The organism is Thioalkalivibrio sp. ALJ1, assembly GCF_000745395.1.
GTDB lineage: Bacteria > Pseudomonadota > Gammaproteobacteria > Ectothiorhodospirales > Ectothiorhodospiraceae > Thioalkalivibrio.
Map to the genome: position 1 here is coordinate 897,674 of NZ_KN050684.1, position 26,239 is coordinate 923,912.

19 protein-coding genes and 2 pseudogenes are annotated in these 26,239 nt (G+C 62.6%); 13 read left to right on the forward strand and 8 right to left on the reverse strand.

What is annotated here, in order from left to right; genetic code table 11:
* The first annotated feature begins 5 nt into the window (after positions 1-5).
* From prsR to F462_RS13785, 3 genes are all read left to right on the forward strand, one after another.
* A complete protein-coding gene (gene prsR / locus F462_RS06565; RefSeq protein ID WP_026181584.1) occupies positions 6-1,352 on the forward strand; it encodes a PEP-CTERM-box response regulator transcription factor in 1,347 nt (448 codons plus the stop codon).
* Complete coding sequence (gene prsT / locus F462_RS06570) at positions 1,349-4,138, forward strand: XrtA/PEP-CTERM system TPR-repeat protein PrsT (protein WP_038052603.1); 2,790 nt, start codon at positions 1,349-1,351, stop codon at positions 4,136-4,138. The genes prsR and prsT overlap by 4 nt, the downstream gene beginning before the upstream one ends.
* Before the next feature lie 201 nt (positions 4,139-4,339).
* Entirely contained in the window at positions 4,340-5,311 is a 972-nt protein-coding gene (locus F462_RS13785) for a PEP-CTERM sorting domain-containing protein (RefSeq protein WP_038052605.1), read from the forward strand.
* A gap of 736 nt (positions 5,312-6,047) precedes the next feature.
* On the opposite strand, the gene F462_RS06580 is transcribed toward F462_RS13785, so the two are convergent.
* From F462_RS06580 to F462_RS06610, 8 genes and pseudogenes are all read right to left on the reverse strand, one after another.
* Positions 6,048-8,309, reverse strand: a complete 2,262-nt coding sequence (locus F462_RS06580; protein WP_038052607.1) for an efflux RND transporter permease subunit — start codon at positions 8,307-8,309, stop codon at positions 6,048-6,050.
* The gene (locus F462_RS06585) at positions 8,309-10,276 is read right to left on the reverse strand and encodes a FimV/HubP family polar landmark protein (RefSeq protein ID WP_371180515.1); all 1,968 of its coding nucleotides are present in this window, start codon (positions 10,274-10,276) and stop codon (positions 8,309-8,311) included. Before F462_RS06585 ends, F462_RS06580 begins: the two co-directional genes overlap by 1 nt.
* 7 nt (positions 10,277-10,283) lie before the next feature.
* Entirely contained in the window at positions 10,284-11,051 is a 768-nt protein-coding gene (locus F462_RS06590; protein WP_244270879.1) for an outer membrane lipoprotein-sorting protein, read from the reverse strand.
* A 52-nt stretch (positions 11,052-11,103) separates the two neighbouring features.
* Complete coding sequence (locus tag F462_RS06595) at positions 11,104-12,006, reverse strand: ThiF family adenylyltransferase (protein WP_038052609.1); 903 nt, start codon at positions 12,004-12,006, stop codon at positions 11,104-11,106.
* Entirely contained in the window at positions 12,006-12,782 is a 777-nt protein-coding gene (locus F462_RS06600; RefSeq protein ID WP_038052614.1) for a PEP-CTERM/exosortase system-associated acyltransferase, read from the reverse strand. The genes F462_RS06595 and F462_RS06600 overlap by 1 nt, the downstream gene beginning before the upstream one ends.
* A gap of 15 nt (positions 12,783-12,797) precedes the next feature.
* Positions 12,798-13,139 carry a hypothetical protein gene (locus tag F462_RS13965; protein WP_244270893.1) on the reverse strand — a complete coding sequence of 114 codons (342 nt, stop codon included), beginning with the start codon at positions 13,137-13,139 and terminating at the stop codon, positions 12,798-12,800.
* Between the two features lie 66 nt (positions 13,140-13,205).
* A pseudogene (locus F462_RS14085) lies at positions 13,206-13,562 on the reverse strand (GNAT family N-acyltransferase); the annotation flags it as partial.
* Between the two features lie 11 nt (positions 13,563-13,573).
* Entirely contained in the window at positions 13,574-14,146 is a 573-nt protein-coding gene (locus F462_RS06610) for a PilZ domain-containing protein (RefSeq protein WP_038052619.1), read from the reverse strand.
* Positions 14,147-14,472: 326 nt separating this feature from the next.
* Here F462_RS06610 and F462_RS06615 point away from each other — a divergent pair, with 326 nt between their 5' ends.
* From F462_RS06615 to F462_RS06660, 10 genes and pseudogenes are all read left to right on the forward strand, one after another.
* Positions 14,473-16,023, forward strand: coding sequence for an XrtA system polysaccharide chain length determinant (locus F462_RS06615; RefSeq protein ID WP_038052623.1), 1,551 nt, complete (start codon positions 14,473-14,475; stop codon positions 16,021-16,023).
* Positions 16,024-16,123: 100 nt separating this feature from the next.
* Positions 16,124-16,999 (forward strand): XrtA-associated tyrosine autokinase, encoded by an 876-nt coding sequence (locus F462_RS06620; RefSeq protein ID WP_018874166.1) that lies wholly within the window; start codon positions 16,124-16,126, stop codon positions 16,997-16,999.
* Positions 16,980-18,491 carry a TIGR03016 family PEP-CTERM system-associated outer membrane protein gene (locus F462_RS06625; RefSeq protein ID WP_018874165.1) on the forward strand — a complete coding sequence of 504 codons (1,512 nt, stop codon included), beginning with the start codon at positions 16,980-16,982 and terminating at the stop codon, positions 18,489-18,491. Before F462_RS06620 ends, F462_RS06625 begins: the two co-directional genes overlap by 20 nt.
* A 2-nt stretch (positions 18,492-18,493) precedes the next feature.
* Positions 18,494-19,573: an XrtA/PEP-CTERM system-associated ATPase gene (locus F462_RS06630; protein WP_038052624.1), complete on the forward strand. Its 1,080-nt coding sequence runs from the start codon at positions 18,494-18,496 to the stop codon at positions 19,571-19,573.
* Positions 19,574-19,587: 14 nt separating this feature from the next.
* A pseudogene (locus tag F462_RS06635) lies at positions 19,588-20,497 on the forward strand (XrtA system polysaccharide deacetylase).
* A 31-nt stretch (positions 20,498-20,528) separates the two neighbouring features.
* The gene (locus tag F462_RS06640; RefSeq protein WP_244270880.1) at positions 20,529-21,554 is read left to right on the forward strand and encodes a FemAB family XrtA/PEP-CTERM system-associated protein; all 1,026 of its coding nucleotides are present in this window, start codon (positions 20,529-20,531) and stop codon (positions 21,552-21,554) included.
* Between the two features lie 237 nt (positions 21,555-21,791).
* Entirely contained in the window at positions 21,792-22,184 is a 393-nt protein-coding gene (locus F462_RS06645; RefSeq protein WP_038052626.1) for a GxxExxY protein, read from the forward strand.
* A gap of 67 nt (positions 22,185-22,251) precedes the next feature.
* The gene (locus F462_RS06650; RefSeq protein WP_038052631.1) at positions 22,252-23,487 is read left to right on the forward strand and encodes a TIGR03087 family PEP-CTERM/XrtA system glycosyltransferase; all 1,236 of its coding nucleotides are present in this window, start codon (positions 22,252-22,254) and stop codon (positions 23,485-23,487) included.
* A complete protein-coding gene (gene xrtA, locus F462_RS06655; RefSeq protein WP_018874161.1) occupies positions 23,484-25,040 on the forward strand; it encodes an exosortase A in 1,557 nt (518 codons plus the stop codon). The genes F462_RS06650 and xrtA overlap by 4 nt, the downstream gene beginning before the upstream one ends.
* Positions 25,040-26,233, forward strand: coding sequence for a TIGR03088 family PEP-CTERM/XrtA system glycosyltransferase (locus F462_RS06660; protein WP_018874160.1), 1,194 nt, complete (start codon positions 25,040-25,042; stop codon positions 26,231-26,233). The genes xrtA and F462_RS06660 overlap by 1 nt, the downstream gene beginning before the upstream one ends.
* The last annotated feature ends 6 nt before the right edge of the window (positions 26,234-26,239 follow it).

Here is a 26,239-nt window from a genome sequence, read left to right on the forward strand (position 1 = left end):
GCTCGTTGACAAAATTGTTGATCGTCGAGGACGACGAGGGTTTGCGTAGCCAGTTGCGCTGGTGTTTCGATGGCTACGAGGTCCTGGAAGCCGAAGATCGTGCGAACGCGATGACCCAGATCCGCCGCCATGGGCCCCCCTTGGTGACCCTGGATCTCGGACTGCCGCCGGACCCGGCCAATGCATCCGAGGGACTGGAGCTGCTGCAGGAGATTCTGACTGCCGCACCGGAGACCAAGGTGATCGTTGTCACCGGCAACGATGATCGCGCCAATGCGCTTAAGGCTGTCTCGCTGGGCGCGTACGATTTTTACATCAAGCCGGTGGAATCCGACCTGTTGCGTATGATCGTGGACCGGGCTGCCCAGCTGTTCGAGCTGGAAGCCGAAAATCGCGCGCTGTCCCGCAACTCCCGTAGCCCGTTGTCAGGTCTGGTGACGGCCGACCCGGGCATGCTGGAGGTCTGCCGAATGGTAGAACGGGTGGCTCCTTCGGATGCGACCGTCCTGTTGTTGGGCAGTAGTGGGACCGGCAAGGAGGTCCTGGCCCGTGCGCTGCATGATCTGAGTGACCGCGCCAAGGAGCGGTTTGTAGCGATCAACTGCGCTGCAATCCCCGAGAATCTTCTCGAGAGTGAGCTGTTCGGTTACGAGAAGGGCGCCTTTACCGGGGCGACCCGGCAGACCATTGGCAAGATCGAGCACGCCAATAACGGAACTCTGTTCCTCGACGAGATTGGCGATCTGCCGCAGAGCTTGCAGGCCAAGCTGTTGCGATTTTTGCAGGAGCGCAAGGTGGAACGCCTGGGTGGGCGCGCTGAAATCCCTGTCGACGTACGCATTGTTGCAGCCACCAATCAGGACCTGCAGTCACTGATTCGGGACGGTACCTTCCGCGAAGATCTCTATTACCGAATCAGCGAGATCACGGTCACCATCCCCCCGCTCAACGAGCGCCAGGGGGACCCGAGCCTGATCGCCCATGCCCTGCTGGACCGCTTTTCCCGGGAACAGAAAAGGAACCAAAAGGGGTTCACGCGCGATGCCACCGACGCCATCGAAACCTACGACTGGCCGGGTAACGTTCGGGAGATGGAAAACGTAATCCGCCGCGCTGTGATCATGGCTGATGGTCCCATGATCACAGCGCGTGACCTGGGACTGGACCACTTGGACACGGTGGCTCCATCGCCCCGTCTGCGCGAGATCCGCGACAGCGCGGAGCGCGACGCGATCCTGCGGGCCATGGCCCGCAGCAACCAGAACATTGCCCAGGCCGCCGATCTGTTGGGCGTTACCCGCCCTACGCTCTACAGCCTGCTCGATAAACTTGGATTGAGGGACACACGATGACTGGCGCCAATCTGCACTATTTCCCCGGAGCCGGCTTACGCCGCGCCGGGATGTCGGTGATTCTGGCCCTGGCGCTCTTACTGGCCGCCGGCTGCGATAGCTTCGGCAGCGCAAGTGAGGCGGACTACCTCGATCGCGCTGAACAACATATGGATGCCGGCGATTATTCCTCGGCGATTATCGAATACCGCAACGCATTGCGATTGGAGGATCGCACCGGCACTCGGGCCGCACTAGGCCGAGCCTATCTTGCCGATGGACAGTACAGCGGGGCCGTTTCGCATTTGGAACGGGCCTTCCGACAGGACTCGTCCGAGGCGTTGATGCTGCCCCTGGCGCGCACGTATTTCCAGTTGGACCGTCTGCCCGACATCCTCGAACTGCCCACGCCTGGGGAGTTATCGCAGCGGGATGCCGCCGAGTTTCTAAGTTATCGAGCCCTTGCGCATATCCAGCAGGGGCAGATGGAGGAGGCATTGGAGCGGTTGGATAAAGCTCGAGAGCAGGCGCCGGATTTGGCGCTGGTTCACCTGGCCGAGGCTCGCATCGCTTTTCGCGAGGGCAACGCAGACGCGGCCCGAGCGTCCGCCCAGCGAGCAACCGACACTGATCCAGCGCTGGCTCCGGCCTGGACCCTGATCGGTGACGTGGCTCGCTGGGAAGGCGATGTCGAGGGGGCACTTTCCGGGTACGACCGGGCTTTGGATCTGCGTCCGGCGCAAATCGCGGACCGTCTCAAGCGGGGGCTCACTCTCCTGGAGCTGGAGCGATTTGACGATGCCTCGCGCGACGCGGAGTTCTTGCGGGAGGGTGCCCCGGGGCACCCAGGCGGGCACTTCCTGCAGGGCCTTGTGCACTTTCAGCAAGAACGGTTCGATGCCGCGCAGCCTTACCTCGAAGAGGCGCTATCCGCTCATAGGAACTATCGTCCCGCGATGCCTTACCTGGCTGCGGTGCACCTGGAGAACGGCAACTTCGGTCAGGCGGAACACCAGTTGCAGCGGCACGGCGCGCTGGGCGAAGGCACGGCGATGACCTATCGGTTGTGGGCGCGCCTTCACATGGAGCAGGATAACCCGGCCGCCGCCCGTAACCGGTTGGAAGATGCCTTGGAGCGGCATCCTGAGCTGATCCCCTCGTTAGGTTCCATGCTGGCCGCCCTGTACCTCGACTCCGAACAGCCGGATCGTGGTGTCGAGTTCCTTCGTACATCTCTGGAGCAAGGCCAGGATTCACCCGAAATGCGTCGTATGTTGGCACGTGCACTCCTCGAACGAGGGGATGATGCCGAGGCCCGCGAACTGCTGGAAGCCGATCCGGAGTCGGACCGTGAAGCCCGAGCCCTGGATCATTTGGGGCAGGGTCGGTATTCCGATGCCTTGCGTATCGCTGAGGAGATGATCAGCGAGGACCCGGGAATGGCCCAGGGGTACAACATCCAGGGCGCAGCCCTTTTGGGTCTGGAACGGATCGACGAGGCGCGTCTCGCGTTCCAGGAAGGCCTGCAGGCCGCACCGGACAGCGTCAGCCTCGCCATGAATCTGGGTTCTTTGGAGCTGCGTTTGGGTAACCAGCGTGCGGCCCGGGAAGTGTTCGAAGACCTCCAGGAGGCGGTTCCTGGCCACTCGGCCTCGGCAATGCGCCTTGCCGGAATGGCCATTGCCGGCGGCGATGATGAAACGGCCCGGGGCTGGCTGGAAGGTGCGATCCGGCATCACCCGGATCAAGTACAGCCGCACCTGATGTTGGCGCGGCTGCACATGTCGCAGGATCGCCCCGAGGACGTGATTAGCACGTTGGAGGCTGCCCTGGAGCGTCACCCGGACGAACCCGAGGTGCTGTTTGCCATGGCGGATGTCCGCGAGCGCCTTGGGCAGTCTGCGGAGGCCCTGCCTCCGTTACAGCGACTCGTTGAACTGCGCCCGGAGAATGTCGACTTCCGGTTCCGGCTTGCTCGCGTCCTTGCGGCTACGGGCAACGGGGCGGGTTCGATCGAAGCCCTGCGCGGGGTGTTGGAGCAGGACGCTGAGCATGCTGCGGCTCGGCAGGCCCTAGTGCATCAGCTGGCGCTGGCGGATCGCACCGAAGAGGCTCGCGAGGCTCTGGAACCTTTGCTGCAAGCCGATGGCGAGCGCGCGGATGTCATCGCCCGCGATGCCTGGCTCTTGGCGCGTGAGGGAAATCACGCGGCCGCCGCAGCCCGGTACACCGAAGCCCTGGAGCGTCAGTCCACCCGCCAGTGGGTCATCGAACGCCATCAGGCCCGTATGCGTGGGGACATGGCGGAAGAAAGTCTGCAGGAACTCGAAGCCTGGCTGACCGATCATCCGGAAGACCTAGGGGCACGCCATCTGGTCGGCTCGACCCAGGTCACGTTGGGCGCGAACGACGCGGCGCGCGAGACCTATCGCACCGTACTGGCCCAGCGCGAGAACGATGTCGTGGCAATGAACAACCTTGCCTGGCTGCTGCGTGAGGATGCAACCGACGAGGCGCTCGAATATGCCCGGCGGGCAGCCGACCTCGCGCCGACAGACCCGGCCGTGCTGGACACCTTGGGTGTCGTTCTTCTTTACAGCGGCGATCCGGATGGTGCCCGCGATGTTCTGGAGGGTGCTTATGCCGATGCCTCCAGCACCCCGGGCATCGGGTACAACCTCGCCCGCGCCCGCCATGCCGCCGGAGACTCCGAAGGTGCCCGTGAGCTGTTGCAGAGCGTGCTCGCGGATGGCGGCGCATTCCCGGAACGAGACGAAGCCCAGTCGTTACTGGACGAGCTGGGATAACCCTTGGTTGCAGGAGCCGCGCGTGCTGTCGAACGACTTTACAGTCTTCCTGAATTCGCGACTCAGGGCGGCCCCGCAGGTACGCCGGCGTTTCGGTAACTTACTGTTAGGTAAGTATTAAAAATCAGAAATCCAAAAGTGGCACGGTCCCTGCTTCACATTGCGTGAGTCCACCATGGGCATCGCTAAAGGATCATGACGATGAACTACAAAAGCTTTCTATTGACTGCTGCGCTCGGCTTCGCCATGTCGAGCACTGCCGCGGCCGCCCCGTTCTACATCGAATTGGGGCAGGATTTCGACGGCAGTGGCGAGACCCGAACCGCCGATATCGGCGCGCTGGGTGCTAACAACACCCTTTACACCTCCTTCTACGACGCCAATCCCGAAACAGGCGAGCTGTCTGGCGGCGTGATGGATACCAACATCCAATCGGAGATGGATGCCCGCGGTTTCGCATCCGTTGTCGGCACCGCCAATCCGAGTTCTCACCAGACCGCGCCGACCAACTATCGGCATCCGGGAGTTCCGGGAGATGTCAATGTCACCGGGCTCGAATTTGACAACCCCGTCACCATCGATGGCGAGAACGGTTTTGTCGCCAACAATTGGGCGGGTTCGAACTCAAGCGTGTGGGGCCTGAGCTTCGACTACTACATTGAAGGCTCGCTGACCGATACGGGCGTTGCCTACGACAGCGGCTACTTCAACATCTACTTCGAGCAAGGCGGCACCAATGACCGCATTCAGGTGCTGACCATGAACTTGACCGGTTCCGCACTGGTCGCTGGTGACTTCAATCTGTTCGGTGAAGTCGATTACAGCTTCCTTGGGGAAGGTGACCCGAACGAAAGCTTCATCCAGAACATGTTCGTTGACGTGGGCACTGGCAAGAGCTTCTATGAGCTCTGGAGCGAAGATATCGGTGCCTCAATCCCGGTGAGCTGGTTCCTGGACACCAATGTGGGTGGTGGGCTTCCGGATGCGGATGATCTGACCCTGATCACCGATGCTCAAGGTAATCCCTCGCTGGTACGCCAGACGACCGGCAACGCAACGATCCGCTACCAAGTGCCGGAGCCGGGTATGCTGATCCTGCTGGGTACCGGCCTGCTGTTCCTTGGCTTCATGGCGACCCGTCGCCGCACCCCCAAAGGTGGCCTGAGCGCCTGACCCTGGACGATCTTCCCCGCCCCCTGAGGGAAGATCTTTCCAAGCCCCCGTCCCCGGATGGGGGCTTTTTTATATCTGCACCACAGAGAACACAGACAACACGGGCAACACAGAGAAGGCCAGGTCAAGGGCGGGGACGTCTAACAGGAAGATGGGAAGCACAGAAGGGTTCTGATGTGGAGTGTGGTCGTGCGTGGGCTTTCGTTCGATCGGACTCGAGCGAGCGCCTGAGGCCCTGTAAAAATTTCTGAATAAGTCGGCTTGGCACCGGGCCGGTTTGGTGGAGGACGAGACGAAGCGGCTGCCGGTGCAGAGAAGCGTCACCCTGCGGGGTGAGGTAAGACACGTTGCCTTCTGGGAGGCTGGACCAACCGATCGCGAAAGCCTTCGGACCTTGGATCCGAACGAATTCTGCAGGACACGGTTTTCCCTCAGCTATTCATCCAGTCACACCGCAGACCCCTCCGGCTCCGGTATCCCGAGCACCGTTATCGAACCAGCCAGTCCAGGACTCGCACGGCTCCGCGAACGCCGCGGGGCATATAAATGCACCATCGTTTGGGTACCCCCGGTCGGGTCACGCCTCTCATCCGCCGGATATACCCAGGCCCAACCAATCATCATCTTTCCTTCTGCCCCCCCTCTCCCTGTTAAATGCCCTCGCCCTTGACCTGGCCCTTCTCCGTGCCCTCCGTGGTGAACGGCACTTGGCCTTGGTACGGGATGTGCCGCGGTTTCAGGTACGGGCGAAGCGTTGACCCAGGCGGTGGCTCAGGACGAGCAAGGCGGGCAAGACCAGCAGGTCGAAGATGAGCGCTGCTATGAGCCCGAAGGCGGTTAGCAGACCGAAGGCTGCGGTGGGCTGGAAGTCAGATAGCGCCAGAAGTATGAACTGACCGACCAGTACGATCGTTGTTGCGGTGACGGCCCGGCCCGTGCGCCTGAAGGTCCGCGCGAGCGCCCAGGCCACGTTACTACCGGACCTGCGCCGTTGGAGGTAGCCGTGCAGCAGGTGGATGGTGTCGTCGACGGCGATCCCGATGGCGACGCTGGCGATCATGGCGGTGGCCATGTCCAGCCAGATCCCAAGCAGGCCCATCAGGGCAAAGATCATCGCTACCGGGGCCAGATTCGGGACCATGCTGGAGACCGCCAGGGGTATCGAGCGCCACATCAACAGCATCAACAGCGCGAGCAAGCCCGCTACGGCATACAGGCTGTGGAGCTGGCCCTCGATCAGGAGGCGTTCCTGGTCTGCGAACAGGCGTGCCATTCCGGCCATGTCCCAGTCCATATCGGCCGGAGGGTTGGCCTCCAGGTGGGCCCGCAAGTCGCGCATCAGGGCATTGATCTCGCCCGCGCCGTGGGCGTTCAGGTTGAGCAGCAAACGGCCGCGCTCGAAATCGCGGTCGACCACGTCGTACAGGTCGCGCCCGTCATAGATGAACAGGTACTGGGCGACCAGGTCGCTGTCATCGGGGATCGCACGGTACTCCGGCTCTTCCTCGTTGAAGGCCCAATGCATCTCGGCCACCAGGTCCGGTAGTGACAGGCTGTAATCCACCTCGGGCCGGGCATCCAGCCAGGCCTGGGTCGCATGGATGGCTTCAAGACGCTCGGGCGCCTGGAGGCTGTCCCACTCCGGTCCGGTGAAGACCACTTCCAGGGCCATCACACCGGAAAGCTGTTCTTCCACCGCGCGGGTGGACTGGGTAATCGGGTGGTCCTCCTGAAAGAACGCGTAGAGGTCGGTCTCGACCTCGACATGCCGAATCTGAGGTAACGCGAGCGCTAACAGCAAAGCGGCACCCCCGACCACCCAGCCGGCCCGGCGGATGGCGAGGTGGGCCAGTTGCCCCGTAAAGCGGTCCAGCTGGCGCAGGCTGCGTTGCGGTGTTCGCCAGCCACCGCGATCCCAGCGTGCCATTAGCGCGGGAAGAAGCCACAGTACGATCGCGGCCGCAAGCAATACGCCGATCGCGCCGACCAACCCGAAGGTCCCGATCGGGCGGATACTGCTGACATTCAGCGATGCCAGCCCGGCGGCCGTTGTCAGGGCCATGAATAACGTGGGGCGGGCGACAGCATCGAGAGCGTGTTGTACCCGCTCTTTTCCCTCGTATCCTCGTTGCGCCGCGTGAAGCAACGCATTGAAGAAATGCATCAGCATCGCCACCGTTAGCGCCGTGAGCAGCGGCGGCAGGATCGCCGAGATCAGCGTGAATGGCCTTTCGAGGAGGATCAGCAGGGCGATTGCGGGTCCGGTCACGGCACTGATCGTGGCAGCCGCCACACCCACCACCAACCAGCGACGAAAGAGCCACCACAACAACAGGAGCCCGATCGTCATGGTGCCGGGCACCAGCAGTGCAAGGTCCGTCAGCATGGCGCGTAGCTGGGCAACGTCCAGCGCAATGTGACCGGCGACCGCCGTCAGGTCGTCATCCAGTTCATGCGTCGCCACGGTGTCGCGCAGCAGCCGTTCCAGTTGCAGGCGCTGCAGACTGTTGTCCAGGGCATGCGGACGGACCACCACCGCCAGAGACTGGCCGTCTCGTCCCGCAACCAACCCTGGTGCAAAGGGGTCCCCCAGTGTGCGAGCCCGCCATTCCTCGGGGGGTCGGCTGTCCAGATCGTCTGCGTCGATAAGCGGGTCGACCGCGAAGCCGAACGAGGTGGCCCGGATGTGATCCAGGGTGGTGACGGTGAGCACCCGCTCCACCGACGGCGCGGACTCGAGCGCTCGTGACAGCCCCGCTATACGTTCCAGGAATGCCGCCTCGAAAACATGTGGCCCCGAAAAAAGCCCGACCAGAACCTGATCTTGAGGAAAACGCTCACGTAGTTCGCGATCGAACTGGACCGCAGGGGCATCCTCCGGGAAGTAGACCTCGGGTGCATTGTTAAAGTCGACCTGGAGCAGGACGGGGCCGGGTAGCAGTACCAGTAGGGCAAGGAGAATCAGCGCCAAGATGGGATGCCCAAGCATCCAGCGCATCAGAACTGTCCTCGCCAGCCAATCACCAGCATTCGATTATCGCGGTAGAACCCGCCCGCTGTTTCCTCGTCGCCGTCGAGCCAGTGGGCGCCGATGTACAGTTCCATCGGCTCGTTCGCGATCCAGGCCAATTCCGGATTCAGGTAGACATCGCGCCGATTCAGGCCAAGCGAATAGCGAAAGCTTGCTCGCCAGGTGTGGGCAGCAAGGGGCGTTTCGAATTCGCCCGTGAGGAAGTAGCTGTCGCGAGCATCCAGCACATCTCCGGCATCGACCAGGTGCTGGCCCGCCAGTTGAGTGGTCATGCGGAAGTCACCGTCGCCTGGAAAGCCCTCGGCGCCCACGACCCAGTCAACGCCGCGAACCGTGTCCTGGCGCAGATCATCCTCGCGTGTGACAGGCACATCGCTTAGCCACGCCGCCTCGGCGCGCCAGGTCCAGGCGCCTACGGCAAAAGCGGCATCACCGCCGACCACCCAGGTGCGGGGGTGAACAGCCTCGAGGACTGGCTGGTCGGATGGCGGCACCCCCGCGAGGATGGCCTGACGGGTATCGTCGTCGAAGCGATAATAGGGTTCCGAGTGGCGCGCGCGCTGGACTGTCGCGGCGAAGTCCACGCCACGGCCGGAACGCGCCAGGCGGACCCCGCCCCCTCCACTCCCGGACACATCGTCATCCAGCCGGGCCTCCTGGATGATCGGCGAGAGCTCCGGTTGCACAGGAAGCCCGAGCAGCCGCCCTCGGTTGCGGTCGACCGGGTGCCACAGACTGTCGCGATCGGGCAATTCCGCCTCACGGAAAAGGGGCAGCAGGACCAGGTCCACATGCCACGGACCCCGGAAATATTCGGCTCGGATGGCCGGATTCGCACGCCGGCGGTCGGCGTGATCATCGAGCCCGAAGCGGGTCAGATCTTTGGTGCTCAGGCGGTCGGTCGGCGGGATCTCGTCCACGCGCCCCCACAGAATCCGTTGAGTGCCGATGGTGAAGCGCGTTTGCTCCCCGCGGTAGCGCAGGTAGTTCTCGTCATAGTCGGCTCGGAGGCGCGACGTGCCCGGGTAGTCGCCGCCCTGTTGCAGCTCGGCATCGGCGCGCGCCCCCAGGCGCAGCTCCCACGCATCGTTCAGTGGGCGTGATGCCGATACCACTGCGCGTCCGTGCTGGGTGAAATCCACGGGACGGTCGGAGGCCCCGAGGATCCCGGCTTCCACCATGATGTCGTCCACCCGCAGGCTCCAGGGTGAGTCGCCGTCGGTTTCCGCAGGGCGTTCTTCTTCACTGTCCCGGTCCGCTCCGAAGGTAAAGCCGCGCGGAGTGGAGTTGCTGGCTTCCGTTGGATCGGAGTTGCGTGACTCACTGACTTGTATGGTGCCGTCTGCGGGCTTTGTGGGCGTTTCAGGATTATCCATGCGGGCCGACATGGCCTGAGCCTTGGTTTCGGGGACCTGTAGCGACGCGCCTGCGCGCAGGTTGTCCATGCCGTTGTCGAATGCCTGTGGATTGGCCTCGAACAGGGCGCGGGCCATTGCAGCGATGTCCATGGCCGGGTCTGGGCGCAGGCGCCGGGCCACACTCCACAGGGTGTCACTCTCCTGTACGACGTAATGCCTGGCCACCTGGGGTGTGGGTGCAACGCCCGATGCCTGTTTCTCCGCGACCTTGGTTTGGGCGTAGGCGGGGTCGAATGCCTGGGCGGTTTCAGCGGATGGGATCTGGAGTGTCGCGCCGGTTCGCAACTGGTCGATTCCATTCCCAAAGGCGTGAGGATTGTGCGCGTGCAAGGCGAGCATCATCTGTTGCACGGTGATGCTGTCGTCGGGTCGCAGGGTGCTGGCGACGCTCCAGAGCGTGTCCTGATCGCGCACGGTGTACGCGGTGTCCGTGTCGTCGTCGGCCACGGCGGTGGGCGCGGCCATGCCCAGCGTGACCAGCAGGACCCATCCAGGGCCTAGCCGCCAGAGAGCCATGGTTCGATCAGGGGTTGTAGCGTTGTGCACGTTGTGGATCCTCCAGCCCGCGCGAGGTGAAGATGTCGCGTGGAAGGTCGTTGTCGTAGACGACTTCGCGGACCTCCAGGATCGTTACGCGGCCGCTATCGAGGTCGGTCATGCTGCTTCGCATCACGGTCCAGTAGCCCTGGACCTCCTCAATTGATTGCACCTCCATGCGTTTGGATGGCTCATCCCGGCCTTCGTAGAGATCGATCCGCACGGGGATGAGCGTTTCTTCGTGCACCCAGCTGACGCGCTTGCTGTATACCGAGTTGCCGGAGTCCACCGGGATACTTTCGAGGATCGTTACCTCGACGCCTTCGAGCTCATCCTTTCCGATGATGCGGTGTTCGTCTTTGTGGGGTTCGCGATCCTCAAGGTCTTCGAAGTACAGCTCCGACTGGACGAAGCTGCCGCCCCGGTTCTCGCTGGAGACGCGCCGTTCACGCTGTGTCGCAGGCAGGTACAACCACTGGTCGACATCGCCGCCGGGATGGTTGTGGACGAGCAGGGCGGTGTTCGCGATGTTGCTTGGCGAAGTGAAGCGGATCAGATTCCAGCTCTCGCCGGGCTCGCCGTCCAGGCGGTATTCAAAGCTCTCCCGAACGCGCTCGCGACGCCCTTCTCCAGTCAATGTCATGGTACCCCGCGTCACGGCATCCTGGCCGTCGGGACGATCATAGATCGCCTGAGCAAGTGCCTGGCCTTCTTCTAGTGAGTCCGCTCCCGCGGGTGCCACAAGTCCAGCCATCACCAGGCCGGTGAGGACAACCAGAGCTTGTCGGATCGCTGATTTCATGGGTTTACCCCGTTTCCGAAGACGACCTTGCCAGACGTTGGTCACGTAATCGGGCGAGGCGGCGGAGGGCAATCCCAATCAGCAGTCGTTGCAGTGGGTTGCGGTTTCCGCCCGGCCGCCAAGTGCGTGCCAGTCGCTGGCGGTAGGCATCATATTGAACCCCCCGGGGGGCCCAGGTCACGCGACCGCGCCCCAGGAGGATCTTCAGGACTTCGGTTCCGGCTACCCCCGCACACAGCTCGCAGGCCATCGGAGTTGATGGGCCGCGCTGAGCGGCCAGGTCGACGGCGTCCGGATCGGCGAGATAGCCCATGTGCAGCATGGCCGGTGCCAGACCCATCATGAACCGTACCGACAGGGCTTCGTCGTCCAGGTCGTCGCGGAGGTCGAAGTACTTATCGAAGGTCATGCCGCTCGGGTGGAAGTTGAGCAGCGCGGCGCCCATACCCAAAGGGGCAACGGTTACGGCCGGGATTCCCCGTTGCTGGCAGGCGGCAAACATGTCCCGGCGCGTCTGGAAGACAAAGAAATCCAGTCCGTCCACATAGACGTCAGCTCCCTCCAGAAACGCATCCATCCGGGTTGTGGACACACCCTCGGGGAATATTCGGATGTCCAGCTCGGGGTTGATATCCAGGGCTAGGTCGCGCAAGGCTTCGACCTTCGGCTGCCCCAGTCGGGACATGGATGCGCCCGCCTGACGGTTCATGTTGTGCAGCTCGAAGTGGTCGAAATCGGCAATGTGGAAATGACCTATGCCCAGGCGCGCCAGGGTCAGCAGGTGGCTTCCTCCAACCCCGCCAAGGCCTGCTATGGCAACACGTTTCTCACGCAGCGTGTGGAGTTCGGGGCGAGTGACCCATCCCACGGTTCGCGTGAAGGCTGTGTCGTAATCGAAGGCATTCATCAAGCGGCTCGCAGGCAATCGCTTTCGGCGAACGGTGATTGGCCCACTGTACGCAGGCGGTGGTACGCATGAAGGTACAGGTCCCTTAGCAGTGCCGAATTCTCGATTCCCTGCTTCGCGGTGTCGCGATGGATATGGAATGCTGCGCGCTGGCCGTGATAATCCTGCAATTCGCCTATCTGGGTGGCGGGCAGTCCGGAACGGCGCAGGATGCGCGCCAGGGCGGGTTCCATCATGGCAAAGGCATGTTCCTTGTCGTGAATCGTGGCCATGGCGGTGGCACTCATGAACAGGCTTAGGGCCAGGATCGGGAAGGTCCGCACGTGATTGGGCGGGATCTCCAGAGAGCGAACATCACCCAGGGGCGTTTGGTGTTCTCCCTGACGACGTCGGAACAGACCGTGCACGGCGAGTCGCGATACCTCGCAGATGGACTCTCGATCAAGGCGGTCCGGGCGCTCAGGCACATCCCAGAAACTGTCGCGGCAGTGCTCCTCCATCGGCAACATGGCATCAGACGTAGCGCTGGTCGGCACAATGCGAACGCAACCGGCCGCGGCTCCGCTTGATCGGTGATGCATCAAGCAATGCCAGGACCGGGAGTCGTACCCGTCCGACTCCAGCCCATTCGGACAATCCTCCTCGTGTTCAAAGCCGAATTCTCGGCAGTAAACCTCGTAACGCAGGCGAAAGGCGGGCTCAATCTCGTCCGGAATTTGTGGCTGGCTGAGGTCGAAATATCGGTGAAATGCCTGGGTGATGGGTTCTTCGTCCACGGTAAGCCTTCCCTGTCAGCCGTTCTGGAGTTGCTGAAAGGCCTGGGCTGTCATCACCGAAAGTGTTGGGTCGGGTTCTGCCGGAGGCCAATACATCGGAGTGTAGTGTGCCTCCTGGATGGCTGCCGGGATTCCCAGCCGTTTGCGCCAGTCCCTGAGGGCGGTCGCTGCCGAAGCCGCGTCGACGCGATAGGGAATACGCAAGCCCCGGTGGTTACAGGGGTCTCCGGCCTGCTCCAGGGGGAGGCCTTGGCGACCGAGGATTCGCGCCAGTGCAGGGCGGACCAGAAATGACAGACTGGCGTAGCCGTGGTCGACAGCGTAGACCTGGGCCGCCTGACAAAGGTAGTACAACACCCGGGAGGTCCCCCGGTGGCGTGGATCGCAAGCGATGAGGCGGGATACCTCAAGGGATGTTGGGCCTCCTTCCGGTGTGCCGGGGGAGGGCGGAATCAGGCGCATCGTTCCTACCCAGCGTCCCCGCCCGTGATAGGAGCCCGCACGAACCAGGAAATGCTCGGCGTATGTGTCGTGTTCGTCTGTCTCAAGCCCCCCGGGATACGCCTCCTGAGGCTCAAACGCGTTGTCTACGCAGTAGACTTGGTAGCGCATTCTGAAATGAGCCCATTTCAGTGCGTCGGAACGGGCTTGGTAAACGCGTAATGGGGCATCTCGGTGCATGAATCGAAAGAGTCTCTTGGGTAGAGAGCTCGCACGCCCCTGTAGGCGGCATCGCTCCTTTGTAAAGTTACCGTTTGGTTCCGGTGGGGTCACCTGCATCGTGTCCGATTCTAGCCCGCAAATTGCAGTCCCACTCTGCCGCGTTCGCTAAAGACCACGATAGCCTCGCGGATCCGATCCTCCGGGAGTGCCACGTGGATCTCAGTGCCAGGAGGCAGTGGCGCGCTGCTGCCAAGCGTGGCAATCCGGGCACCCCCGCGGGAGAGGTCAATCAGGCGGCACCGGATTGCTTCACCCTGAATCCAGGCCTCGGTTAGCTTGTCGACCATCTTCCGGGGCCAGCGGCGGCGCTCGTGGCCCGGGGTGTCAAGGTTCGGTGAGGACTCGATGTTCCCGGTGAGACCGTACTGCCATGCAAAGGCGGCGCCCCAGTGATCCTCGTCGGAGGATGTGGCGTAGATCTTGGCCTGGGCGGCCTCCCGGATGGGTGGTGCCCCGAGCTGCTCGATCACGGCAGCCACGAAGCGGGACGCAATGGCATCGTATTCTTCCAGTGTGGGCAGGTCTTGGTAGAGCTGTGCATGGATTTCATCAAGGACCTCCAGGCGCCCCTTCCAGTCGCGGCCCTTCAGGGCCGGCAGCCAGAAATCGGCGAGTTCCTGGGCGAGCTCCTCGTGGTTCATACGGCACTCTCCCTTTGCTGGGGTCGCAGACAAATCGCATCAATGGATTCAAGCAATATACACGCCACCCTATGCAAGGCACTGTTCCAGCGTAATAGTAAGCCGGGTCAGGGCGCGGAGCCACGCCAAACTAACGCTCGTTGTGTAAACAAAGCCGACATTTGTGGACAGGGTCATGGAAAGGCTTTTCAATGAGGGCATTGACTCGCGTGGCCGTTTTGCCCAAGCGTCCGCGTGGATAGGGGCCGGACCGCGACGAACCCGATGGGGCAGTCGCAACGGTGCATGCATCCCGCACGTGTGCGGTTGGCTGGAATCCAGGCAGCATGGAAAAGATCGTCCACGAATTTCTGCAGCATGCGCGTGCGACTTGGCGGCGGCGATGGTGGATCCTGCCGATCGCTTGGCTCGTATGTCTGGTCGGCTGGGTCTACGTGCACAACCTCCCGGACGTTTACGAAGCCGATTCGCGCGTCTTCGTGAACACCCAGTCCGTTCTGGACCCCCTGCTGCGCGGTATGACGGTGCGCCCTGACACCGAGCAGCGACTGCGGATGATCACTAGCACACTTCTCAGCCGCGACAACCTGGAACAGATCGCGCGCGACAGCGATCTTGATGTGCTTATCGGCAATTCCAGCCTGGATGCCCACGTCTCACTGCTGCGCTCGGGCCTGACCCTTGAGGGCGGGCAGCGTGACAACATCTATCGGGTCAGCTTCCGCCATCACAACCCCGACGTGGCTCATCAGGTCGTGCGTGAGACGGTCAATCTGTTCATGGAGCGGGGGATGGGGGATTCGCGTCTGGACCTGACCACGTCCCAGCAGTTCATCGAGCGTCAGTTGGAAAGTTACGAGCGTCAGTTGCAGGAGAAAGAGGAAGAGATCGAGCAGTTCAAGCGCGATAACGCTCGTTTTCTCAGTGGCGATGGCAACTTCTACAGCCGCTTGGAGCGCGCCCGAGAACAATTGCGTCAGGTACGTCTGCAGGAGCGCGAGGCCCAGAGCCGCCTTCAGACTTTGCAACGCCGAGCCGCGGAGAGTTCTGGGCCTGCCGCAGTGGCGCGTTATCAGAACCCGGAGCTCGACCGGCGTATCAACGACATGCAGGAAAACCTGGACGCCATGCGTCAGCGTTTTACCGACGAGCACCCGGACGTGGTCTCGACTCGGAGAATCCTGAATGAACTGGAAGAACGTCGGGAGCGTGAAGCCGCTGAGTACGCACAGAATCCGAGCACGATACAGGTGCCGGGGTCGGGAGGCAGCGATCCGTTGGAGGTCGCCATCACCGAGACGCAGAGCGAACTCGCGTCGCTGCGTACACGCGTTCAGGATTTTGAGGAACGCGTGGAAACGTTGGAAGGAGATGTCGATCGGGCACCGGCCGTGGAGTCCGAGCTGACTTCGCTGACACGAAATTACGACGTCCTGCGCGATTCGTACCGTCAGCTTCAGAACCGTCGCGAGCAGGCGGTCATGTCCGGAGAGGTCGAGATGCAGACTGACTCGGTGGACTTCCGTGTCCTCGAGCCACCGCGGCGTCCGAGTGCGCCGGCCTCGCCCGACCGACCCTTGCTGGCCACGGGAATCCTCTTGTTGGGTCTGGGGGCCGGCACCGGCTTTGCTTTTCTGCTCTCCCAGATGCGTCGCACGGTGGGTGATAGCCGCCAGCTGGCTGAGGTCACGGGGCGTCCGGTCCTGGGGACGGTGTCGCGGGTGCGTACATCCAATCACCGGCGGCGGCGTTTCTCGGAGCTTGTGTTCTTCGCGCTGGGGGTGGGCAGTCTGCTATTGGTTTTTGCCGCAGTGATGGCCCTTTACCTGACCGGTTCGGCGAATGTGATCGATGACCTGATTCGGGTGTTGCGATGAGCGCAGTGCCACACAGAGGACTGTGGTCGGCCGGGTCAGACGATGAGTTTGGCAGTGGCTGCGGGCGCCGCGACTCGCAAACGACGCTGAGAGGCGCCGCATGAGCATTATCGAAAAGGCACTCGACAAGAATCGGACACGTCCGGACAAGGCTCGGATCGAAACGTCTACCCAAGAGGCTGAACAGGCCCCCGCCCCGAAGGTACCCCGTTCGCGCGAGGTGCATATCGACTTTGCCTGGTTGCGCAAACAGGGGATTGTCGTTCCGGGGGAAGGGCGCACGTCGGCGGCGGAGGAGTTCCGCATGATGAAGCGGCCGCTGCTGAACAATGCCTTCGGGCGGCACACGGCGATGAAGGTGCCCAAGGGCCGCCTGATCATGGTGACCAGTGCGCTACCCGGTGAGGGCAAGACCTTTACCTCGACCAACCTGGCGCTCAGCATTGCCATGGAGGTGGACCGGACCGTTCTGCTCGTCGATTCCGATGTGGCGCGGCCGGCGATCCCCCGCACGATGGGGTTCCAGGCGGACCGCGGTCTAATGGATGTCCTGACCGACCCCAATCTCGATATTCCGGATGTCCTGTTGCGCACCAATGTGGAGGGCCTGACGGTGCTTCCGGCGGGTCGCCCCCATGGACGCTCCACCGAGATCCTGGCCAGCGATGCCATGATGCGGTTGATCGATGATCTCCACGAGCGGTATGACGATCGGATCATCCTGTTCGATTCCCCTCCTCTTCTGGCCACCAGTGAGCCTGGGGTCCTCGCTCATCACATGGGCCAGGTTGTCATGGTCGTGGATGCTGATACGACGCCCGCATCTTCTGTGGAACGGGCGATGGATCAGCTGCAGTCATGCGATGTGGTGCTGTCGATGCTCAACCGGGCGGCCCCGTCGCCAGGTATGGGCTATGCCGGCGGTTACTACTACGGGGGGCGGGATCATGAAATGGATGCGCGTGAACAGGCCTGAGACCACCCTGGGGTTAGGCGAACATGGCGTGCTGCGGGCGGGTTCGTGGTTCGTTGTGCTCGGCCTGGTGGCAACACCAGCGCTTGCCAGTGACTGGGAGATTACACCGCGAGTGAGCGTCTCCGCCGAGGTCACCGACAATGTCCTCCTGGCTCCGCGCGGGCAAGAGGAGTCGGACCTGATCGGCACGGTCCGCCCTGGTATTTCCCTGCGTCGGGATGGCCCGACCATGGATACCCGGATCGACTATAGCCTGAACGACCGTCGCTACTTGAACGAGTCGCGCGAAGGCCGCGCGACCCACTCCTTGCGTGCTCGCAACGACTGGGAGATTGTTCCCGATACGCTGTTCCTCGAGGCTCGCGCGACCCGTACCGAAAACGCCGCTTCGCTGTTGGGCCCCGTCGGCATCGGGGGTAGCACGCCCCGTGATAATTTGCAGGAAACCACTCGCTACAGCATTTCGCCGGTATTGCGCACGCGTTACGGCAGCTTTGCCAATCAGGAAATCCGATATACCTACGACGAGATTCGCTACCACCGAAGTGATCGCAACAATAGCGATGCCCATCGCGCCGAATACACCCTTGATAGTGGTGCCGCCTTCAATCGGCCGTTTTGGCAGCTCGCGGCGTTCTACGAAAAGGAACGTTACGAGGATGGTGTCGAAGGCGAGTTTAGTCAGATTAGTGCCACGGCGGGCTATCGCTTTGGCCGCTCATTGCGGTTGTTTGGCACAGTCGGGGAGGAGTTCAACGACTATGCCACGACCCGCGACGACGACGATGGCGGTTTCTGGGAGGTCGGTGCTGGCTGGGCGCCGACCCGCGTAACCAACATTGAGGCGCGCTACGGCGAGCGCTTTTTCGGCAAGACCCGCGCGCTGTCCGTGGATCATCGAAGCCGCCGCGCAAGCTACCGCGTCAGCTATAACGAGGGCATCGGTTCTACGCGGGACCGGCGTGGGGCCCAGTTCGATGTTCTGGCGGAGCAACTGGGAACGACGGTCGACGACCTGTTCGATCAGTTCACCTTGGATGAGATTAGCCTCTTGCTCGCGCTCGCCGGCCTGACCGACGAGGCCCTGGTCGAAGACTACTTTTTCACTCAGACGTGGCGTGCCTCCTGGCGCTACGACACAGGGCGCAGCGTATTCGGCGTCAATGCCTTTCAGGCTCAGCGCGAGTCAGAGATTCGCAGTGGTTTCGGCCTGTTCGAGGACAATAATCGTCGGACTGGAGTCAACGCTTCCTGGCAGTGGCGCTACGGGCCGCGCACGACTACAGAATTGGCGACGGGTTATACCCGGACCCGCTTTCTCGGAACCGACCGCGAGGATGATCGCTGGTACCTGCGAGCGGGCGTCACGCGCGAGATCACTCCCGACCTGAGCGCGCGGCTGTCCTACCGCCACCAGCGGCAAGACTCGGACAGTGCGGCCAACGAGTACCGAGAGAATTCCATCATCGGCACCCTGACCAAGGAATTCTAGCCATGTACGAAGAATTCTACGGATTGGAGGCTCGCCCCTTCGCACTGAGCCCTGACCCGCGGTTTTATTACGCGAGCAAGGGCCACAGCCGCGCGATGGCCTATCTCGAATATGGTGTGCAGTTGGAGGAAGGCTTCATTGTCATCACCGGGGAGATCGGTGCCGGCAAGACCACGCTGGTACGCAGCCTGTTCCAGATGCTTGATGACAAACCGCTGGTGGCGGCACAGCTCGTCAGCACACAACTGGACGCCGAGGACCTCTTGCGCTCGGTTTGCCTCGCATTCGGGTTGGATGATGCCCCCAACCACAAGGCCGGCCAGCTGCGGCGCCTCGAAGCCTTTCTAAAGGACACGCGCGCCCGTGGGCAACGGGCGCTCCTGGTGGTGGACGAAGCGCAGAACCTCGGCCCGGATGCGGTCGAGGAGTTGCGCATGCTGTCGAACTTCCAGGGAGACGATGGCCCTCTGCTGCAAAGTTTTCTCCTCGGCCAGCCCGAATTTCGGCGTTTGCTGCGCAGCGAGAACATGCAGCAGTTGCGCCAGCGTGTGATCGCGACCTACCACCTGGGCCCGATGGATGAGGACGATACCCGTGCCTACATCGAACACCGGCTCACCCGGGTGGGTTGGGAACACTGCCCGGAGTTCGCCGACGACATCTGGCCACGCATTCACGAATACACCAGCGGTATCCCGCGCAAGGTGAATACCTTCTGCGATCGCCTGCTGTTAATGGGCTACCTGGAAGAACGCACCCATCTGGATGGCGCCCATGCCCAAGTCGTGATCGACGAGATTGAGGAAGATCTGGGGCAGGATCCACTGGAAGAGGCCGCGCCACCCCCTGCAACCACCGAGCGTTCGGCGGATGTGGAAAAGGAACTGGAGAACGGCGAAGGCCGCGTCGAGGACCGCTTGGCCCTGGTCCGCATTGAACAGGACATCGAGGCATTGCATGAGCGGTTGAATCGGATCGAGCGCAATATCTCGATCAGCTTCCGTTTGTCGCAGGAAGTCCTCGAAACGCTGCGTGATCAGTACGACCTGGAGCCTCCGCGCGGCACCGGGACCGGGCACTAGGGAGCGGCTACGTCATGTCATCCGCCCCAGCCCGTGCGCCGATGAAGCATGCACTCACGGTCGACGTCGAGGATTACTTTCAGGTTTCCGCCCTGGCCCCGCAGATCCCGAGGGACTCCTGGGATGGACGCGAGTGCCGGATTGAACGCAATCTTGATCGGATCCTTGACCTGTTTGATCGCCGCGGTGCTTATGCCACCTTTTTTACTCTGGGCTGGATCGCCGAGCGTTACCCGCAGGCTATTCGGCGCATCGTCGAGGCGGGTCATGAGCTAGCCAGCCACGGCTACGGTCACCAGCGCGTAACCGATCTCACGCCCGAGGCGTTCCGCGCCGACGTGATCCGCGCGCGGGTTGCTTGAGGACCTTTCCGGGGCCCCTATCCGGGGCTATCGCGCACCCAGTTTTTCCATTGGTGCGGACAACCTCTGGGCGCTCGAGATTCTGGACGAGACGGGGCACGACTACAGCTCAAGCATTTACCCGGTGCGCCACGATCACTACGGGATGCCGGACGCCCCCCGCGAGCCCCACCGTCCGCTGGACGGGGGCATCCTGGAACTCCCTCCAGCGACACTGCGTATGGCCGGCCGAAATCTGCCGGCGGCTGGCGGCGGCTACTTCCGGCTCCTGCCTTACTCCATCTCGCGACGGGCCTTGCAGCGGATCGAGCGGGTCGACGCGATGCCTGCAGTGTTCTATTTCCACCCTTGGGAGATCGACCCCGGCCAGCCGCGTATCTCCGGCGTTACCGCCAAGACGCGTTTCCGGCACTACGTGAACCTGCACCGTATGGAGGCGCGTCTGGACCGCCTGTTGCAGGACTTCCGATGGGATCGAATGGATCGGGTATTCGCCGTCCCCCTCGATTTGCGGGCACCTGTTTTGACCTCCTCGGAGGGCGATCGTGTATCAGTCGCCTGAAGACCAGGAACGGATAACGGGCGCGCTGCGCATCCAGGTTCGCACACTCGATTCGACCGGCCATGCGCGCTGGGATGCCTTCGTCGATGACTGCCCGCAGGCTACGTTCTTCCACCGCGCCGGCTGGGCAACAGTCATGCAGCGCGCGTTCGGGCATCCCGTCTGGTTTCTTTATGCGGAGCAGGGCGGGGATGTTCAGGGCGTGCTGCCGCTGGTCCGCGTGCGGTCGCGTCTGTTCGGCGACGCCCTGGCTTCGATCCCGTTTGGTGTTTATGGCGGCATTGCCGCGCAGACTCCAGAGGCCTTCGAGGCCCTGGACCGGCGCGCCCGGTCACTTGCCGAGGAGTTGCAGGTCGATTACCTGGAATACCGCCATCTGGAGCCGCAGTATCCCGACCGGCCAACCAAGAACGATCTGTACTTCACCTTCCGCAAGGTGATGGAGCCCGAGGTCGAGGCCAACATGAATGCGATTCCCCGCAAGCAGCGCCGCATGGTGCGCAAGGGAATCAAGGCAGGTCTGACGAGCGAGTTCGAGCCCGATATCGAGCGCTTCTATCCAATCTTCGCGTCCAACGTGCGGCGTATGGGGACCCCGGTCTTCAGCCGACACTACTTCGAGACTTTGCTCGCCGTGTTTGGCGAGGAATGCAGGGTGCTCACGGCGTTGCACGACGGTGACCCGGTCGCTAGCGTCGTGACCTTCTACTTCCGTGACGAGGTACTTCCATACTACGGCGCAGGTACGCCCGAAGCGCGCCAGGTCGCGGGCTATGACTTCCTCTACTGGGAGCTGATGCGCCGCGCCTGTGAGGACGGATACCGTATATACGACTTCGGTCGCAGCAAGCGTGATACCGGCTCGTTCAGTTTCAAGAAGAACTGGGGCTTCGAGCCGCAGCCGCTGTACTACGAGTATCACCTGGTGCGCGCTCGCGAGATGCCCGACGTAAACCCGCTCAACCCCAAGTACCGCTACTTCATCAAGGCCTGGCAGCGCCTGCCACAGCCCGTCGCCAACTGGCTCGGCCCCAAGCTCTCCCGCTCCCTCGGCTGAGCGACTGGAAGGTCAGGGTCAAGGACGTTTTACAGGAAGAAGGTGAGAAAAGAAGGTTTATGGTGTGGGGTTCGGGGAAAGAGCTTGGGTTGGGGCGGCCTTTGGCGTTGGTCTTGACCCCAGGTGCTTCAACCCCGGAACCCTTCTCATCTCCTGATCTTTCTGTGAGCCGCTCTTTAACCGACGCTATGTAAGAGCTGGATCGAAACCGAATAATGTTGAAGGGGCGGGCGCGAAATGGAATTCGACCCGATTTCGAGGGAAGTGATTGGCGCCGCGATTGAGGTGCACCGTGAACTGGGCCCGGGACTGATGGAATCCGTCTACGAGCGATGTCTGGCCCATGAACTGCGACAGCGAGGAATTGAGTGCGAAACGCAGGTTCCGATGCCGGTTGCCTACAAGGGCGAGACCATTGAGGCGGGTTACCGGATTGACCTTCTGGTCCGGCAATGCCTGATGGTCGAGCTAAAAAGTGTGGACGCAATCAACGGCCTGCATAAGGCACAGCTGCTGACATATATGAAACTTGCGCGAGTCGACACCGGACTCTTGATCAATTTTAACGCCCCTGTGCTTAAGGACGGCATCCGTCGGCTCGAGAGGCGTGTTTCCCCAACCGGCCTATGAAGAATCACTCGATAACCCTTCCCGTCTTCAAAGCTTCCTGTGAGCAGAATTTTGTGGCAGGCGCCTGATGGAAGATCTTCTTTATTTGGTGCATCGGATTCCGTGGCCGCCGAACAAGGGCGACAAGATCCGTTCGCATCACATCCTGCGCTATCTGACGCAGCACTACCGTGTGCACCTGGGCACCTTCGTCGACGATCCCGATGACCTCGTGCATACGGCCGAGGTCGAGGGACTGTGTGCCAGCACCTGCATCCGTCCTCTGGATAGCCGGCGCGCCCGGCTGCGGGCGCTGGGAGGGCTCGCGACCGGCGCGCCGCTGACGCTGCCGTGGTATCGCGACCGGGGTCTACAGCGCTGGGTCGACGACACCATTAAGCGCCACTCCATCTCGCGGGCGCTGATCTTTTCTTCCGCTATGAGCCAGTACCTGGAGCGCCATCCGGAGGTCGTCCAGGTCACCGACTTTGTGGACGTCGATTCGGATAAGTGGACCCAGTACGCCGCGACCCGGCCCTGGCCTTTCAGCGCGATCTATCGGCGGGAGGGGCGCCGCTTGCTAGCCTACGAACGTCGGCAAGCCGCCCGTAGCTCGGCCAGCCTGTTTGTCTCGCCCGATGAGGCCGAAGCATTTCGCGAGCGTGCACCCGAGAGTGCGGAGCGTATTCACGCCATGAACAATGGGGTCGACCATGCGCATTTCGCGCCGGACCGGGTGCCGGCCCACAATCCCTACCCTCCCGACAGCCGCGTGATGGTGTTCAGCGGAGCCATGGACTACTGGCCCAATGTCGATGCCGTAGTGTGGTTTGCCCGCGAGGTGTTCCCGGAAATCCGTGTTCAGGAACCACATGCGTTGTTCTACATCGTGGGCAGTCGACCGGCCCCGGCAGTGACCGAACTTGGGCGCCTGCCTGGGGTGATGGTCACCGGTTTTGTCGAGGACATGCGTGCCTGGATCGGACATGCCGACCTGGCCGTGGCCCCGCTGCGTATCGCCCGCGGGGTGCAGAACAAGGTCCTGGAGGCCATGGCGCTGGCGCGCCCGGTCGTGGCCTCGCCACAGGCCCTGGAGGGCCTTTCCGCGCAGCGTGAGCAGGAGGTGATCGAGGCCCCTGCCGAACCCGCAGCCTTTGCCCGTGCGGTGCTGCGGGGACTCGCAGAAGGTCCGTCGGAGCGCGGCGAGCGCGCCCGCAAACGGGTCGAGACCGATTACGACTGGGCCCGCAATCTGGCGCGGCTCGACAACTACCTGCAGGGACCCGTGGCATCCACTGCGGCCCCCAGTATGGAGACGACATGAAGACTGCCCCGTCCATGCTCGACGGGATGTTGCCCGGACGCGTCTGGTGGTGGCCATTGGCTGTGCTGGCGCTGCTCCTGGCCATCACGCTTCTGGTGTTTCAGCCCACCTATGCATCCATGGTGGATACCTGGTCGCGCTCGGAGACCTTTACCCACGGCTTTCTGATTGTCCCCATCGTGCTCTTTCTGGTCTGGCTCAAGCGCGATGAACTGGCGGGTCTGACGCCGCAGCCGAATGCCTGGGCGTTAATCCCGATGGCACTTCTGGGGCTGGCCTGGGTGATGGCCGAATTGGTCGATGTGACCTCGGTGCGCCAGTTTGCCGCGACGTTGATGATTCCAACGGTGGTTTGGCTGATCTTGGGCAACGCCGTGCTGAGGGCCTTGCAGTTTCCCCTCGCATACCTGTTGTTCGCCGTACCATTCGGCAACTTCCTGGTCCCGCCACTAATGGATTTCACCGCCGACTTCACCGTGTACGCCGTCCAGTTGTCGGGCATTCCGATTTATCGCGATGGTCTGCAGTTCGAGCTACCGACCGGGAGCTGGTCGGTGGTGGAGGCCTGCTCGGGTGTGCGTTACCTGATTGCCTCGGTCGCGCTGGGTACGCTTTACGCCTACATCATGTACCGCAGCATGTGGCGTCGATTGGTGTTCGTCGCGGTGTCCATCGTGGTGCCGATTGTAGCCAATGGCTTGCGTGCCTACATGATAGTGATGATCGGGCATTTAAGCGGCATGGAGCACGCCGCCGGGGTGGACCACCTGATCTATGGCTGGCTCTTTTTCGGTTTCGTCATCTTCCTGATGTTTTGGATTGGCACAATATGGCGCGAGGACGGTGCCCCGGCCTCGGCGGGTCACGTGGAGCCACCGCAGCATCAGGTGGGTTCTTCGGGACCGGGCCGGTTGGCCACGGTGGGGCTTCTGGGCGTACTGATGGTTGCAGCGGCCCCGGCCTACAGCGAGTGGATGAACCAGCGTGACCTGGGCCAGGTTCAGGGCCTCGGGTCCGGACCGTTTGCGGTGGCGGATTGGCAAGCCCAGGATGTCGAGTCCGCTGCGTCCTGGCAGCCGGGCTACCGCTATGCCCGCGCCGAGCGCGGAGGCTGGGTGGCGCGCATGGAGGAGGCGCCCGCAGTGGGTGCTCATGTCGCCTATTACCGCGAGCAGCATCGCTACGGCAGCATGGTCGGCTGGGACAACATCCTTGCCGGCCGTCATCAGTCTGATTGGTCGCAACAGCGGCTGGGTTCGGTGTCTCTGGAGAATGGCGTACGAGCCGAGCGGTTCCGGTTGCGCGGCCCGGATCGTCAGCTACTGGTCTGGCGTCTGTACTGGGTCGGTGGGGCGCTTACGACCCGGCCACACGAGGTAAAGGCGCGCGAGGCCCTGAACCGGCTGGTCGGTGGACGTGATGATGCCGCCCTGCTCGTGTTTTATGTCGAGTACGACGATGCCCAGGAGGCGGCCGAGTCCGAACTGGGGCGGTATGTCGACCATGCCCTCCCAACGATGCTGGATCAGCTGGATGAGGTCCGCTCGCGTTGATGGCCAGTGCCACCCCCCATGTGCTTGCTCGCGATGGCCGCGATGAACGCCCCCTCGTGGCCCATATCGTGTACCGGCTCGATGTCGGTGGGCTCGAGAACATCCTGATCGAGCTGGTCCGTCACCTGCCACGGGAGCAGTTCCGCCACGTGATTATCTGTATCGCTGACTACACGGCCTTCAGTGCAAGGGTCCCCGAGGACGTGCCGATTCACGCGCTCCACAAGACCCCGGGTCTTGGGCTCGGCATGTTCTTTCGGCTGTGGCGTCTGTTGCGTCGGCTGCGACCGGATATCGTCCACAGCTCCAACCTTGCCGCGCTCGAGTGCCAGCCGGTGGCCGCCTTGAGCGGGGTTCCTGCTCGGGTTCATGCGGAACACGGATGGGACATGGCCGATCTCGACGGCACCAACCCAAAGTATCGCCGACTGCGTCGTTGGCTGAGTCCCTGGGTGCATCGCCACGTGACCGTTTCCGCGCACCTGGCCCGTTACCTGACGGACGTGGCCCGAATCCCGACCGAACGAGTGCAACACATCGTGAACGGGGTGGATACCGAACGTTTCACTGCAGACTTGACCGCACCTTCATCGGCGCCCGAGTGCCGCGTGATTGGCACGGTAGGGCGTCTTGCACCCGTCAAGGATCAGGTGACGCTGGTACAGGCATTTGCCCTTCTGCGCGCCCGGATGCCGGAGCAATTCCCGAGTCTGCGATTGGTGCTGATCGGGGATGGCCCCGAGGCAGGCAAGCTGCGTGCGTTGGTTGCGGAGCTGGGCATAGAAGACCAGACCAGCTTGCCCGGCAACTGCAGCGAAATGCCGGAACAGTTACGCGAGCTGGATCTCTTCGTCCTGCCGTCACTGGCGGAGGGGATTCCGGTCACGGTGCTCGAGGCCATGGCGACGGGGCTCCCAGTAGTGGCATCGCGGGTTGGCGGCTTGCCGGAGTTGGTCGAGGACGGGGTCAACGGAACCCTGATCTCTCCTGGCGATGCCGAGGCGCTCAGCGTGGTGCTCGCCGCGTACGTGGCCGACCCCGAGCGCGCCCGCCGGGAGGGCCAGGCCGCACGCCAGCGTGCCGTCGAGACCTTCGGGCTGCCGCGCATGGTCGACGCCTATGCCGCGCTTTACCAGGAAGTCCTGGTTGCCCACGGGGCTCGCCGGGTTCCCGTGGCGCGAGAGCGGCAATGATCCCAT